Origin of the sequence: Shewanella sp. Arc9-LZ (assembly GCF_010092445.1) — a bacterium.
GTDB lineage: Bacteria > Pseudomonadota > Gammaproteobacteria > Enterobacterales > Shewanellaceae > Shewanella.
In genome coordinates this window covers 16,755-31,321 of sequence record NZ_CP048031.1, presented here as the reverse complement: position 1 = coordinate 31,321, position 14,567 = coordinate 16,755, and the positions used below count along the sequence as shown (strand labels likewise).

The following is a 14,567-nucleotide window of genomic DNA, read 5'->3' as shown; positions in this document are numbered from 1 at the left end:
CAGATACTGCACAAACAACTAGCCAGTCGACCAGTTTATCTGAAATTATTCACCTTTAATCGTCAATGGATTTGGTTTGGTCAATTTATCACCCACTCGAACAGGATGGTCATTAAACATAATCAACCCTAAACTGGTTTTATCAAACACTTTAAAAACCATCAAATTACCATGGAAAATATCGGGCATTTTATACACGGTATCTTCTGAAAAATTCGCCAACACTTTATCGTAAGATGAACGGTCAAGAGGGCGAACAGGATTACCATCATTATCGATAATAATGTTTTCGCCATCACGGTACATTGAAAAAACATGTCCAGTCTCAACGCCATCATTGGCACCACGATCTATATAGACAACGTCTAATTTACCTGCTTCGCGAATATTACCTGTTGTACCAATAATAGATGTAGCAACGCTTAAATCTGCCGCTTTAGGAATAAAATAAGCCGACATTAACGCTTCATCTTCTACAGGTGCAACATGAAATCCACCTTTGGTTTCACGTAAACTACTCAGTAATTCAACTTTCGAGACATCGCCAGACTCAATAACACGTCCACTAGAGGTTAAAATAAGTTCTAGGCCTAATAATTCACCGCTATCTGGAGCAAAAAACTCACGTCCAGTTTGATAAATTGCCACTTTAAGACCTTGCTCAAGCTTTGAGTTCACATAGACAACGTCATTGACCACATGATGAATTGATGAGCTTTCACCACTCATAACTATCGGTAATCCCGCCAACCAAGTTGGATCAACAACTCTGTTCTGCACTAGATAGGGCTTAATCAACGCAAGGTCAACAGGTGGGATAGGACCATCTTTCGATATCATCCGCCCTTCTGGACTCTTTTTAATGTGCTGCTTAACAACCAAACGGGGCTGACCATCAATAAAGACTAATGTCAGTCGATCCCCTGGATAAATTAAATGTGGGTTAGCAATTTGTGGGTTTTCCCCCCACAATTTAGGCCAACGCCATGGGTCATTTAAAAAATAACCAGAAATATCCCATAGAGTATCGCCTTTTTTAACGATATACGTATCTGGATGTCCAGCTTTCAAGGTTAATGTATCAGCATTGACCCAATAAGAATTTAGACATAAAAAAACAAGTAAAAGTAAGCGTTTCATGGTGCAGTCCATGTTGTTTAGCTCTTTATTAGAGCTTTTTGCTGTTATTGATAGGCTGTAAGGATTAAAATTACCCTAATCGCAAAGGCCAGTATAGCTAACTGGCTGAAATTTGACAGACTTGCTAAGAGTTTATATATGCCATTACTTAATGTTTTACGCTTTCCAGATGAACGTTTACGCACTATCGCTCAACCTGTAACGGATTTCGGTCCACAATTACAGACACAAATAGATAACATGCTCGAAACCATGTACCTAGAGAAAGGTATCGGTTTAGCTGCTACTCAAGTGGATTTTCATCAACAATTGATTGTGATGGATCTACAAGATGAAGTTGAACGGCCAACTATTTTTATTAATCCTCAAATAGTGGCTAGCAGTGGTGACTTGGCTAATGAAGAAGGTTGCCTATCGGTACCCGGTATTTACGCCAAAGTTGACCGTGCAGAATTTGTCACCTTAAAAGCGCTAGATCGTCACGGTAAAGAGTTTACTGTTGAAGCTGATGAGTTGTTTGCTATTTGTATTCAACACGAAATGGATCACCTTAAAGGTAAGCTATTTGTCGATTATTTATCGCCTCTAAAACGTCAACGCATTAAAACTAAGCTTGAAAAAGAAGCTCGTTTAGATGCTAGAGAAGCATAGGAAAAAATTTGAAACCGTTAAAAATTATCTTTGCCGGTACTCCGGATTTCGCAGCTCGACACTTACAAGCACTCATCGACTCTGAACACGATGTGATTGCGACTTATACTCAACCCGATAGGCCTGCTGGTCGAGGTAAGAAACTCACCGCAAGCCCAGTAAAAGCGTTGGCTTTAGAGCATGCTATTCCGGTATTTCAGCCTGCATCATTACGTAATGAAGAGGCACAAGCGGCATTAGCAGCTCTTAATGCAGATATTATGATTGTTGTGGCTTACGGGTTGATTTTGCCAAAGGTAGTGCTTGATACCCCACGTTTAGGTTGTATCAATGTGCACGGTTCAATTTTACCTCGCTGGCGTGGAGCGGCCCCAATACAGCGCGCTTTATGGGCCGGTGATACCGAAACCGGTGTCACCATTATGCAGATGGATATAGGCCTAGATACTGGCGACATGCTGCTCAAAACGCACTTACCGATAGAGGCTACGGATACCTCGGCTAGCCTTTATGAAAAGCTGGCAGAACAAGGGCCAAAAGCCCTAGTACAAGCACTGATTGGTTTAAGTGATGGTAGCCTCAAAGCACAAAAGCAAGATGAAACTCTGGCTAACTACGCTGAAAAATTGTCCAAAGAAGAGGCTCGTCTTGATTGGAATAAAAGCGCAAAACAGTTGTGGCAAGACATTCGCGCCTTCAATCCATGGCCAGTAAGTTATTTTGAACACCAACAAAGCGTGATTAAAGTGTGGCAAGCAGATTACAGCGCAGAATTCTGCTCGCAAGCGCCAGGAACCATTATTGCAGCGACTAAGCAAGGTATTGAAATTGCTACCGCAGACGGCAAGTTAATGATTAAAACCATGCAACTGCCCAACAAAAAGCCGCTTGATGTGGCCGACATTCTTAATGCTCGTGGTGATTGGTTTACCGCAGGTGTGTGTTTAAACCAAGAGGCTAACTAGCATGAATGTTCGCGCACTGGCAGCTAAAGCGATTTATGAAGTCCTTGAAAAAGGCATTTCGTTATCGGTGGCTCTACCCGATCAACAGCAACACTTACAAAATGGCAAAGACAAAGCCCTATTAGCTGAATTATGTTACGGCGTTATGCGTCAATTACCACAACTAGACAAGTGCGTGAGTGACTGCTTAGCAAAACCGTTTAAAGGTAAACAGCGTATATTGCATCAATTGCTGATCGTAGGTTGTTATCAACTCTACTTTACTCGTATTCCAGCGCATGCGGCGATCTCAGAAACGGCAGAAGCTTGCAGACAATTACGTTTTGATGGTTTGGTGAAAGTGGTCAATGGCGTATTGCGTAATATTCAGCGCCAAGACAGTGCATTAAATACTGACTCAGACACGCTACGTTTTAATACTCCAGCTTGGTTTATTAAGCGTTTACAACAAGCGTATCCAGATAACTGGCAAGACATTATTGAGCAGAGCCACCAGCGTCCGCCAATGTGGCTACGCAATAATCAGCAATCACAGACATGTGATGCTTATTTAGCGGCACTAGCTCAACACGATATTCCAGCCCAAGCCGGTTCAAGTCAAGATGCTATATTGCTCGAAAGCGCAAAAGATGTCGCAGCATTACCCAACTTTATGGAAGGAGCTGCATCGGTGCAAGATGGCGCGGCGCAATGGGCTGCTACCTTACTTGCTCCTGCAGCAGATGAACTCGTTTTAGACGCTTGCGCCGCTCCTGGCGGAAAAAGTTGCCATTTACTAGAGCTTGCTCCCACTATCAACTTAGTCGCTGTCGACTTTGATCAAAAACGCCTTGCTCGAGTACAACAAAATCTGGACAGGTTGCATTTAAAAGCGCAACTTATTCACGGCGATGCGGCAGATATTCCATCATGGTGGCAAGGGCAACAATTTGATCGAATCTTGCTTGATGCGCCTTGTTCTGCAACTGGGGTCATTCGCCGTCACCCAGACATAAAATGGTTACGTAAAAATAGCGATATTGAAGAGTTAGCCAACTTACAAAAACAAATATTGGATCATTGTTGGCAATGGCTTAAACCGGGTGGCACCTTATTATATGCAACCTGTTCTATTTTACCGCAGGAAAACAGCCAACAAGTTGAACAGTTTCTAGCACGGACACCCGATGCGAGTTTAGTACCGATAGAGCAACAAGCTCATATCAGTGATATCGGTTGGCAAATTTTGCCTGGGCAAGACAACATGGACGGCTTCTATTACGCGCGCCTAGTTAAAGCAATTTAAGGATGTACCTCAAGCCATGAAAATTATTATTTTAGGGGCTGGGCAAGTAGGCGGCACGTTAGCTGAAAACTTAGTCGGTGAAAATAACGACATCACACTCGTCGACAGTGATCGCGCTCGGCTAAGGCTATTACAAGACAAGTTTGACCTACGAGTTGTTGTCGGTCATGGCGCTCATCCGAGTGTATTAAAAGAAGCGGGTGCAGAAGATGCTGACATGCTCATTGCGGTAACCAATAGCGATGAATGTAACATGGCAGCTTGTCAAATTGCTTACAGCTTATTTGGTACACCAACAAAAATTGCTCGTATTCGCTCAGAAGCTTATTTAGAACTGCAAGATAAACTGTTTATCAATAGTGAAATTAAAAGCGGTGACGCTAAGCCTCGCGGCGGTTTTATTATTGATGAGCTGATTGCACCAGAGCAGTTAGTGACCGCTTACATACAAAGATTAGTAGAATACCCAGGTGCACTCCAAGTACTTGAATTTGCTAAAGGTAAACTAAGCCTCGTTGCGGTTAAAGCTTATTATGGCGGCCCATTAGTGGGTAACGCATTAGCCACATTACGTGAGCACATGCCCAATATTGATACCCGCGTTGCCGCTATTTTTAGGCAAGGCCGGCCTATCATGCCGCGCGGCACGACCATTATTGAAGCCGATGATGAGGTGTTTTTCGTTGCCGATAGTCGTCATATTCGTGCAGTAATGAGTGAGATGCAAAAACTGGATAATTCGTACCGCAATATCATGATTGCGGGTGGCGGTAATATTGGTTTTGGTCTTGCGCAAAAGTTGCAACGTACTCATTCGGTTAAGTTAATTGAACACCGTCAAGAGCGCGCGGAGTTACTTTCAGAAAAACTGGAAAAAACCACTGTGTTTTGTGGCGATGCTTCAGACCAAGAATTATTGTTGGAAGAAAACATCGATCAAACCGATGTGTTTATCGCTGTCACCAATGATGACGAAGCCAATATTATGTCTGCCCTGCTTGCCAAACGCATGGGGGCGAAAAAGGTCATGGTACTTATTCAGCGTGAAGCCTATGTTGATATTGTGCAAGAAGCTAACATTGATATTGCCATATCTCCGCAGCAAGCCACTATTTCGGCGTTACTGACTCATATTCGCCAAGGTGATATATGTAATGTTTACTCATTACGCCGTGGTGCAGCAGAAGCTATTGAAGCGATTGCCCATGGCGACTCAAGCACGTCAAAAGTTGTCGGTAAACAGATTGGCAACATTAAACTCCCGCCAGGCACGACTATTGGCGCCATTGTACGTAATGATGAAGTGTTAATGGGCCACGATAAAACGGTAATCGAACAGGGTGACCATGTTATTTTATTCTTAGTGAATAAGAAGTTCATCGGTGACGTAGAGAAACTGTTTCAACCAAGTGCTTTTTTCTTTTAATTTTCTATGTTTAACGTCAAACAAATCATTTTTATCCTCGGTATTTTTCTCTCAATACTGACAGGATTTATGTTAGTTCCAATGGCTTTTGCGCTATTTTATGGCGAAGAAACCATTGGTGACTTTATGATGTCCGGTTTATTTACCGGCTTTATTGCTATTTTGTGCATTCAAAATGGTCGCAACCATCATTTTAGTCTTAATATTCGCGATATGTTTATGCTGACCAGTATCACTTGGTTTGTCGTGAGCTTATTCGCCGCGCTGCCCTTCACGCTTTATCACGGTATTAATTATACCGACGCTTTTTTTGAAACCATGTCAGGCATAACCACCACCGGTTCAACGGTGTTATCCGGATTAGACAATATGGACCATAGCATTTTAGTCTGGCGTTCATTATTGCAATGGCTTGGCGGCATTGGTTTCATTGTGATGGCAGTAGCAATCCTGCCATTTTTGAACGTGGGGGGAATGCGCTTATTTAGAACTGAATCATCAGACTGGAGCGACAAAACGATTCCTCGCACCCAGCACATGGCCAAACATTTATTCCTGATTTATGTAGTCTTAACACTATTGTGCACATTGTCCTATCACCTTGCGGGCATGCATTGGTTTGAGGCTATCAACCATGCCATGACCACATTATCAACAGGTGGATATTCCACTTCAGACAGCTCAATGGCGGCCTTTTCACACGAGGCACATTGGGTTGGTATTGTGTTTATGTTAGCGGGTGGACTACCGTTACTAATGTTTGTTCAAACCATACAACAACGCAGCTTACGCTTATGGAATGATCAACAAGTGATAGGCTTTTTACGCTTTGTGTTACTGGTGTCATTCTCATTAGCCTTTTGGCTGTGGCAACATCAGCAAATAGACTTTTTAGATGCATTAAGACTTGCTAGCTTCAATGTTATTTCTGTCATCACCACAACCGGTTACGGTCTAACAGATTATCAATCGTGGGGCTCTGTCGCCAGTGTCGTATTTCTGTTTTTAATGTTTATTGGTAGCTGTTCTGGGTCAACGTCTGGTGGTATAAAAATATTTCGTTTTCAAATCGCATTCTCAATTATGCGTCAGCAGATTAAACAGCAATTCCATCCCAATGGCGTGTTTAAAGACAAATACAATGGCCACCGCATTCAAGATGACATTGTCCGTTCAATAATGGCTTTTTTTATGCTGATGATAGTGGTGATATTATTACTGTCGCTCACACTTGTACTAACCGGATTAGATCCAATGACCAGCTTTACCGGAGCAATAACCGCAGTGGCAAACGTAGGACCAGGCCTTGGTCCTATTATTGGTCCTGCAGGAAACTTTGCCCCACTTCCTGACGTCGCTAAGTGGGCTTTGGCAATAGGAATGTTATTAGGGCGTTTAGAAATACTGACAGTCGCAGTGTTGTTTCACCCTAAATTTTGGCGTTTTTAATATAGGTTGGATTATCGTCTTAAGATGCGGCTGGGTTGATGGTTAACCTGTCACTGATGAGCCTTAGTTAACCATCTGTTGGGTATAATCACTACGCAGGTACGACTGCCGCTAACTTGGCAATATGATCAGCATAAACCTTCACATCATTCCAATCGGTATAATCAATAATGGCTGTTGGGTCGGTGGGGCCATCGGTCATTTTCATGATAAGGCGGATCATCAAGCTGTCATACCAAGGCCAAGAAGGGTAATCGACTTTACCGGCAATAATTTTCACATCTTGCGGTTGCCACTCAGATAAAGTTAAAAACTTCTGTAGATATTTATTGTTTTCAGGAATGCGTTTTTCAGGATTACGAGCCACAACGTTGACGCAAAAAAAACTGTTTGGCAGTTGCGATAAATGCTGCTGATTTTCACGCACAAACTCAAACACCGATTTATGATACGAGCCATATAATACACAAGCCCCTAACGCAACAGCTTGGTATTTAGACCATTCAATTGGCGCTTTATCTTGAAGATTAACCACATCACAATGATCGCCTTTAGATTGAATTTGTTCTGCTATTGCACGGCTAATATGTGCAGTATGGCCACCTCGGGAATAATATAACACTAAAATATTGGCCATTTTGCGATTCTCATTGTTGGATTATTTGCCTCAGTTTGGCAAAAAAAGCCTTTTTAAACCTCTGCAATGATCACAAATTAGAAATAGCTCATATATTTAATAGTTAAAATTGAGATCTCCATGATGCGGAAGTATGATAATGAACAAAACACAGCAAAATCCAACCAGATCGTAATTTAAGGTTATATAAGGACACTCATGAAGCAAGATATCGATGTCGCAACCATGCTTAATAATGCAGAAACGGCAGCACAATGGCTAAAAGCCATTGCGAATCCTTACCGCTTAATGATTTTATGTTTATTGTTAGAACAAGAACTAAGTGTCACAGAGCTAAATGAGACTGTGCCTTTGAGCCAATCAGCTTTGTCACAGCATTTAGCGGTACTGCGCACCCAAGATTTGGTCAACACTCGTAAGAGCTCACAAGTGGTTTACTACACGCTTAAAAATGAGCAAGTCACCGAAGTGATCTCGATACTACATCGACGCTATTGTGCCTAAACAGCTATTATGGCTAAGCAACAACTGTGACTAAACAACATAGGATTTAAACATCATAGGCGCTTAAGTCACACTGAGAATAAATGGCGTTTCCAATAAGGTATATTAGGCACGCTATAGGGTTTATGAGGCTATTTTTGCGCTGCTATTTGTTTAGCATAGTCATCTACTTTACCCCAATCAGTAAACTCAAACGTTCCCTGAGTATCTGTCGGTCCCTTAGTCATCCACATGATAAATCGGATCATAAACTTATCGAAAAATCGGTAACGAGGGTAATCAATCTTACCGGCAAAAACGCCTAATAACTGAGGTTTCCAGGCAGATAAATTTGAAAATTTCTGCATATATGGGTTGGTTTCAGGGGTGTTTTTTTCAGGCTTTCTTGCCACTACGTTTACGCTAAAAAAACTGTTGAGCTTGGTGTCGAGCAGTGCTTGGTGTTGCTCAACAAACTTGAATAATTCTGGTCGATGTTTGCCATATCGAATACTGGCACCAATAACGACTTTATCAACACTCGCTAAATCATCAGCCTGAGCTTCAGCGAGATTAACCACATTAACTTGCTCACCCTGTTCAACTAATATTTGCTTAATTTTCTGACAAATTGCCAATGTTTGCCCATCGATCGTTGAATATAAAATCACAGTATTTAACATTAATTCTTCCAAAATGTGGGGGTAAATAGCACCAATAAGGTGAACACTTCTAACCGACCAAATAGCATTGCCATCACGAGTACCCACTTAGCACCGTCTGAAATACTGGCATAATTTGATGCCACATCGCCCAAACCTGGGCCTAAGTTATTTAAGCTGGCTGCCGTTGCACTAAATGCGGTAATGGCGTCCATGTCCATTGCCATTAAAATCACCATACACACCACAAACACTAAAGCATAAGCAGAGAAGAATCCCCATACCGCATCAATAATTCTGTCGGGTAATGCCGTAGAGCCAATTCTAATGGAATACATAGCTTTAGGATGAACAAGTCGTTTCAGTTCACGCGACCCTTGTAGTACTAATAGTATTAAACGAATTACCTTCATGCCGCCGCCTGTCGAGCCAGCACAACCACCAATAAAGCTTGAGAATATTAATAGAATAGGTAAAAACAGCGGCCAAGAATGGAAGCTTTCTGTACCGAAACCTGCCGTTGTTGAAATCGAGACCACTTGAAAGAAGGCGTAATCGAGTGTTTTCTCTGGAGAGTCGTATATTCCAGATTGATACAAGGTAGCGAAACAAATTGCGGTCAATACTACCTGTACAGCGATAAGCACCTTAAATTCTGCGTCTTTTAAATATACTTTGACGTTAATGCCACGACGAGTAAATGCGGCAAAGTGTAAGCTAAAATTGACTGCCGCAATCAACAAGAAAAATGCACAAATCACATTAATCAGCGGGCTTTGAAAGTAACCAATACTGGCATCATGAGTCGAAAAACCACCAATAGCGATAGTCGAAAACGAATGGCAAATAGCATCAAATGCATCCATACCGGCAAAGTAAAATGCCAATGCACAAGCAGTAGTAAGTAAAAAGTAAATGTACCATAAGGCTTTGGCCGTTTCGGCTATACGAGGAGTCACTTTAGTGTCTTTAACCGGACCAGGCACTTCAGCTTTGTATAGCTGCATACCACCAATACCAAGTAGAGGTAAAATGGCCACTGCGAGTACGATGATACCCATACCGCCCATCCACTGCAGTAAATGGCGATAAAACAATATTGACTTAGGCAAGTCATCTAGCCCGACTATCACGGTCGCACCTGTAGTCGTTAAGGCCGAAAACGATTCAAAAAAACTATCGGTCCAACTTAAATCAGGGTTATTAGAAAAAATAAATGGCAGTGCACCTATCGATCCAAGCACCGTCCAGAACAACACCACAATCAAAAAGCCTTCACGCGTTCGTAGATCACCTTTTTGATGACGGTTGGGATACCATAATAAAAAGCCTAGAAAAATACTGACAAAAAAGGCCTGAATAAATGCAGTACCACCACCATCTTTATACAAGATAGCCACCAATGCGGACGGCAGCATGGTGATTGAAAATAATCCCATCAGCAAACCGGTGATTCTAATAATTGTTTTATATTGCATTAAGGGTTCTGTTTAAGTTGTGCTGCGTCGAATTTAACAATTGAGTGACATTTTGGCATAAGTTCGTCATAGCTCAAACAGTAAACTTTACTTGTAGCTGACCCTGCGTCTGGGTAGCTAATGCTTGATTAAAAGCCTGATGGTGCGATTTAGCCAGTTCAAAGTGTATTTCAACTTTTTCGGTAAACTCTTTATCCATCACCACACCATCATATTGAGCAATTAAATACTCAACATCGGTGAGTTGAGCATAATGACATACCAAGCGTGCAGGATACCTTAAATGCTTAACCTGAGTCTGTATTTGCGTTAACCCTTGCTTTATACCCGAAGTATAAGCACGCACTAAACCGCCCACACCCAATTTAGTGCCACCAAAATAACGCACTACAATAACCCCTAGCTCACCAATGTTTGCGCCTTGTAAGCATGCTAGCATGGGTTTGCCGGCGCTACCTGACGGTTCGCCATCATCGCTAGCGCCCATATCAATGGTATTTTCTGGGCTGCCGGCTACAAATGCATAGCAATAATGGTTGGCTCCTGGATATTGCTGCTTTACGTCAGTAAGCGCTAACTTCATATTATTAGGATGTGGGCAATGAAATAACAAAGAGATAAAGCGGCTATGCTTTATCTCTTCTTCTATCAGTACGTTAGCTTGCGGTATTAAATATGACTCAATCAACTAGACCAAACTCTCTCGTCATATTTTCTACTCGGTCTTGATGCACAATGACGTTATCTTCAATGCGAATGCCTCCAAATGGACGCATCTCATCAACCGTAGTCCAATTAATAGCTTGCTTAGCGGTAGCAGATAACTGATTAAGTAAGGTATCGATAATATAAAGGCCTGGCTCAATAGTCAGTACCTGACTAGCGGCTAATACTCTTGTACAGCGTAAAAAAGGATGCGCCTCAGGTGCAGCAATATGGGTTCCACGCTCATCGTGGGAATAACCGCCCATATCATGAACTTGTAACCCCAACATATGCCCTAACCCATGCGGGAAAAAGGCACTCGTTACGCCTTGGGCAACTAACTGTTCAGCAGTGCCATTAGCCAAGCCAAAATCAATCAGTAACTGACCTATATAATGGTGTGTCGCGATGTGCAGGTCGACGTACTTAACCCCTGGCTTCATCTGCTCAATAATGGCTAATTGCACTTTATCCAATGCGACGATTAATTCGTAAAAACGATTTTTCTCGAATGAGTAAGTACGGGTAATATCTGCGGCATAGCCATGATAACTGGCCCCAGCATCAATCAAAAAAGATAAACGCTGCGCAGGCTTAACATGTTCTAAAGCGGTGTAATGTAAAATAGCGGCATTTTGATTTAATGCCACGATATTGCCGTAAGGCACTTCATTTTCGCCTTGGCCAATTTCGAGCAAATAACGTTGCTGAATTTCAAACTCACTGGCACCATCATAAAACGCATTTTTGGCAGCCAAATGTCCTTTTACCGCAATTTGGTTGGCTCTGCGCATGCACTCAAGTTCATACTGAGTTTTGTCTGCACGATGATAATGTAGATAGTTCATTACTGCATCAGGGTTACGAGCCGCAAAGCCCAATACATCAGCCACATCTAAGTGCTCACCAATATACGCCCACGAGGCTAAGTCTTTAGGTAAAAAATCAGCAATTCGATCTGGCTTGGTCAGTAATTGAATATCGAAATGCTCAGTCCAGAAGGCTTGCGGTACATCATTCACCTTATGCCAAAAATCAACTGGGCGATAAAACACTAAAGTAGGCTTATCTTGACCATTAGCGATAACCCAACAATTTGGCGTATCTAAAATAGGTAACCACGCTTTAAATTGCGGGTTCACTTTAAAGGGATAGTTAAGGTCATCTAAAAACTGTCGATGAGGTTGTCCCGAGTGAATCACTAAACCCGAAAGATTTCCACGCTGACAAATTTCGCCTACTCGGCGATTTAATTCCGCCATGTGCGCATGATACAGATGTGCTAACTGATCCATTGACTATCCCTTTGCATGAGTTTTAACCCAATAAGTCTATCACAAACAGAAAAAGACCTCGCTAGATGATAAAAAATTAAACGGCCGTTTAAATTGGGTGTTGTAATTTATCTCATTTAGTCGCACACTGAGAATTAGCTGGTCAATAGATGGCCGAAACTGCTGTGATTCAAGCTTGATAACTGCACAGTAAATAAGATGTGGAAGTCGCTTTTAAGCAATAAGGAAGCAAGCAATGATCTACCAAAGCCCTACCATTCAGGTTGAGTTACTTGAAGATAATATTGCCAAACTGTGTTTTAACGCACAAGGTTCGGTAAATAAATTCGACAGAGAAACAATAGCCTCTCTTGATGCCGCCCTAGACAGCATCAAACAAAATACCAATATTAAAGCCTTGCTGCTGACATCAGCAAAAAGCACCTTTATTGTTGGCGCAGACATTACCGAATTCTTAACGCTATTTCAGCAAGACGATGCCACGTTGCTAGCTTGGGTTGAACAAGCCAACGCAGTATTCAATAAGCTAGAAGACTTACCGTTTCCGACAGCATCAGCGATTAACGGTTTTGCGTTAGGCGGTGGTTGCGAAACCATTTTAGCGACTGACTTACGCGTTGCTGATACCAATGCTCGCATCGGTTTACCAGAAACCAAATTAGGTCTTATTCCTGGTTTTGGTGGCACTGTGCGTTTACCTCGAGTAATCGGTGCAGATAATGCACTTGAGTGGATTACCACAGCTAAAGACCAACGCCCAGAAGATGCGTTAAAAGTAGGCGCTATTGATGCCGTTGTTGCACCAGAAAACCTAGAAGCTGCTGCGATTCAAATGTTGCATGATGCCCTAAATGGTAGCCTTGATTGGCAAGCTCGTCGCACCAAAAAGCAATCACCATTACAGTTACCAAAACTTGAAGCCATGATGTCTTTTGCAACCGCAAAAGGAATGGTGTTTTCTGTTGCAGGCAAGCATTATCCAGCGCCAATGGCCGCTGTGAATGTTGTCGAACAAGCAGCTGGTTTGGACCGTGATGGCGCATTAAAAGTAGAAGCACAGGCTTTCATTAAATTAGCTAAAACAGATGTAGCCCAAGCGCTAATTGGTATTTTCTTAAATGACCAGTTCGTCAAAGGTAAAGCAAAGAAAGCCGGTAAACTCGCTAAAGATGTTAACCAAGCAGCAGTATTGGGTGCAGGTATTATGGGCGGCGGCATTGCTTACCAAAGCGCCAGCAAAGGCACACCAATTGTAATGAAAGACATCGCTCAGCCAGCATTAGAGTTAGGCTTGAACGAAGCGGCTAAAATTCTGACAACACAAGTTGCTCGTGGTCGTTCTACGCCAGAGAAAATGGCTAAAGTATTAAACAACATCACCCCTTCACTAGATTATGCCGCTATCAAAAATAGCGATATCGTTGTAGAAGCGGTTGTTGAACATCCAAAAGTTAAGGCTACTGTACTAGCAGAAGTTGAAGGTTACGTATCAGAAGATGCCATTATTGCATCAAATACCTCGACAATCTCAATCAACTTACTGGCTAAAAGCCTTAAGAAACCTGAACGTTTCTGCGGTATGCACTTCTTTAACCCTGTGCACAAAATGCCATTAGTTGAAATTATCCGTGGTGAGCACAGCTCTGAAGAAACCATCGCAACGGTAGTGGCTTACGCCAGCAAAATGGGTAAAACCCCAATCGTAGTGAATGATTGCCCAGGCTTCTTTGTTAACCGTGTATTGTTTCCATACTTTGCTGGCTTTAGTGGTCTACTTGCTGAAGGTGCTGACTTTGCCGCTGTCGATAAAGTCATGGAAAAGCAGTTCGGTTGGCCAATGGGCCCAGCCTACTTACTTGACGTAGTCGGTTTAGATACCGGTCATCACGCTCAAGCAGTAATGGCTGAAGGTTTCCCAGACCGCATGGGTAAAAATGGCAAAGACGCTATCGACATTATGTTTGAAAACAAACGTCTAGGTCAGAAAAACACTAAAGGTTTCTATGCCTATTCTGTTGACCGTCGTGGTAAGCCGAAGAAAGACATTGATCCAACAAGCTATGAATTATTAAGCGCTGAGTTCGGTGAATTAAAGGCATTCGAGTCTGATGACATCATCGCTCGCTGTATGATCCCGATGATCATCGAAACGGTTCGTTGTTTAGAAGAAGGCATTATTGCATCACCTGCTGAAGGCGATATGGGTCTAGTTTACGGTATTGGTTTCCCTCCATTCCGTGGCGGTGTATTCCGTTACTTAGACACCATGGGCGTAGCAAACTTTGTTGCCCTAGCAGACAAATACGCACATCTTGGTGGCTTATATCAGGTTACCGATGCAATGCGTGCACTTGCAGCCAACAACGGTAGTTACTACCAAGCCTAATTAGT

Annotated in this window: 13 protein-coding genes; 7 read left to right on the top strand and 6 right to left on the bottom strand. The window is 42.4% G+C overall.

The genetic code is table 11. The features are described 5' to 3' along the window. Window positions 1-45: 45 nt before the first annotated feature. On the bottom strand, window positions 46-1,152 hold the full coding sequence (locus GUY17_RS00125) for a LysM peptidoglycan-binding domain-containing protein (protein ID WP_162021966.1): 1,107 nt from the start codon (window positions 1,150-1,152) through the stop codon (window positions 46-48). 126 nt (window positions 1,153-1,278) lie between these two features. Between GUY17_RS00125 and def the strand changes: the two genes are divergently transcribed. The 5 genes from def to GUY17_RS00100 are packed head-to-tail and all read left to right on the top strand — an operon-like array spanning window position 1,279 to window position 6,916. Next, the gene (gene def / locus GUY17_RS00120; protein ID WP_101087380.1) at window positions 1,279-1,791 is read left to right on the top strand and encodes a peptide deformylase; all 513 of its coding nucleotides are present in this window, start codon (window positions 1,279-1,281) and stop codon (window positions 1,789-1,791) included. Window positions 1,792-1,799: 8 nt separating this feature from the next. Next, the gene (gene fmt, locus GUY17_RS00115) at window positions 1,800-2,756 is read left to right on the top strand and encodes a methionyl-tRNA formyltransferase (protein WP_162021965.1); all 957 of its coding nucleotides are present in this window, start codon (window positions 1,800-1,802) and stop codon (window positions 2,754-2,756) included. Between the two features lies 1 nt (window position 2,757). After that, window positions 2,758-4,041, top strand: coding sequence for a 16S rRNA (cytosine(967)-C(5))-methyltransferase RsmB (gene rsmB / locus GUY17_RS00110; RefSeq protein ID WP_101087378.1), 1,284 nt, complete (start codon window positions 2,758-2,760; stop codon window positions 4,039-4,041). A 16-nt stretch (window positions 4,042-4,057) separates the two neighbouring features. After that, a complete protein-coding gene (trkA, locus tag GUY17_RS00105; RefSeq protein WP_011635513.1) occupies window positions 4,058-5,467 on the top strand; it encodes a Trk system potassium transporter TrkA in 1,410 nt (469 codons plus the stop codon). 6 nt (window positions 5,468-5,473) lie between these two features. Further along, complete coding sequence (locus tag GUY17_RS00100; RefSeq protein ID WP_162021964.1) at window positions 5,474-6,916, top strand: TrkH family potassium uptake protein; 1,443 nt, start codon at window positions 5,474-5,476, stop codon at window positions 6,914-6,916. 91 nt (window positions 6,917-7,007) lie between these two features. On the opposite strand, the gene hemG (GUY17_RS00095) is transcribed toward GUY17_RS00100, so the two are convergent. Beyond that, window positions 7,008-7,553, bottom strand: coding sequence for a menaquinone-dependent protoporphyrinogen IX dehydrogenase (hemG, locus tag GUY17_RS00095; RefSeq protein ID WP_162021963.1), 546 nt, complete (start codon window positions 7,551-7,553; stop codon window positions 7,008-7,010). 198 nt (window positions 7,554-7,751) lie between these two features. Between hemG (GUY17_RS00095) and GUY17_RS00090 the strand changes: the two genes are divergently transcribed. Beyond that, complete coding sequence (locus GUY17_RS00090; RefSeq protein ID WP_011635510.1) at window positions 7,752-8,057, top strand: metalloregulator ArsR/SmtB family transcription factor; 306 nt, start codon at window positions 7,752-7,754, stop codon at window positions 8,055-8,057. 131 nt (window positions 8,058-8,188) lie between these two features. On the opposite strand, the gene hemG (GUY17_RS00085) is transcribed toward GUY17_RS00090, so the two are convergent. The 4 genes from hemG (GUY17_RS00085) to pepQ form a co-directional block, all read right to left on the bottom strand. Continuing rightward, window positions 8,189-8,719, bottom strand: coding sequence for a menaquinone-dependent protoporphyrinogen IX dehydrogenase (hemG, locus tag GUY17_RS00085; protein WP_162021962.1), 531 nt, complete (start codon window positions 8,717-8,719; stop codon window positions 8,189-8,191). Next, a complete protein-coding gene (locus tag GUY17_RS00080) occupies window positions 8,719-10,176 on the bottom strand; it encodes a TrkH family potassium uptake protein (protein ID WP_059746096.1) in 1,458 nt (485 codons plus the stop codon). The genes hemG (GUY17_RS00085) and GUY17_RS00080 overlap by 1 nt, the downstream gene beginning before the upstream one ends. 73 nt (window positions 10,177-10,249) lie before the next feature. Continuing rightward, window positions 10,250-10,864: a YigZ family protein gene (locus GUY17_RS00075; RefSeq protein WP_101087373.1), complete on the bottom strand. Its 615-nt coding sequence runs from the start codon at window positions 10,862-10,864 to the stop codon at window positions 10,250-10,252. Further along, window positions 10,857-12,176, bottom strand: coding sequence for a Xaa-Pro dipeptidase (gene pepQ, locus GUY17_RS00070; RefSeq protein WP_162021961.1), 1,320 nt, complete (start codon window positions 12,174-12,176; stop codon window positions 10,857-10,859). The genes GUY17_RS00075 and pepQ overlap by 8 nt, the downstream gene beginning before the upstream one ends. A gap of 235 nt (window positions 12,177-12,411) precedes the next feature. Between pepQ and fadB the strand changes: the two genes are divergently transcribed. Next, window positions 12,412-14,562 carry a fatty acid oxidation complex subunit alpha FadB gene (fadB, locus tag GUY17_RS00065; protein ID WP_162021960.1) on the top strand — a complete coding sequence of 717 codons (2,151 nt, stop codon included), beginning with the start codon at window positions 12,412-12,414 and terminating at the stop codon, window positions 14,560-14,562. Window positions 14,563-14,567 lie beyond the last annotated feature (5 nt).

Coding starts and splice junctions, on each gene's coding strand:
- GUY17_RS00125 (WP_162021966.1), bottom strand. CDS start 1,152: ATGGACTGCACCATGAAACGCTTACTTTTACTTGTTTTTTTATGTCTA.
- def (WP_101087380.1), top strand. CDS start 1,279: ATGCCATTACTTAATGTTTTACGCTTTCCAGATGAACGTTTACGCACT.
- rsmB (WP_101087378.1), top strand. CDS start 2,758: ATGAATGTTCGCGCACTGGCAGCTAAAGCGATTTATGAAGTCCTTGAA.
- trkA (WP_011635513.1), top strand. CDS start 4,058: ATGAAAATTATTATTTTAGGGGCTGGGCAAGTAGGCGGCACGTTAGCT.
- GUY17_RS00100 (WP_162021964.1), top strand. CDS start 5,474: ATGTTTAACGTCAAACAAATCATTTTTATCCTCGGTATTTTTCTCTCA.
- hemG (WP_162021963.1), bottom strand. CDS start 7,553: ATGGCCAATATTTTAGTGTTATATTATTCCCGAGGTGGCCATACTGCA.
- GUY17_RS00090 (WP_011635510.1), top strand. CDS start 7,752: ATGAAGCAAGATATCGATGTCGCAACCATGCTTAATAATGCAGAAACG.
- hemG (WP_162021962.1), bottom strand. CDS start 8,719: ATGTTAAATACTGTGATTTTATATTCAACGATCGATGGGCAAACATTG.
- GUY17_RS00080 (WP_059746096.1), bottom strand. CDS start 10,176: ATGCAATATAAAACAATTATTAGAATCACCGGTTTGCTGATGGGATTA.
- pepQ (WP_162021961.1), bottom strand. CDS start 12,176: ATGGATCAGTTAGCACATCTGTATCATGCGCACATGGCGGAATTAAAT.
- fadB (WP_162021960.1), top strand. CDS start 12,412: ATGATCTACCAAAGCCCTACCATTCAGGTTGAGTTACTTGAAGATAAT.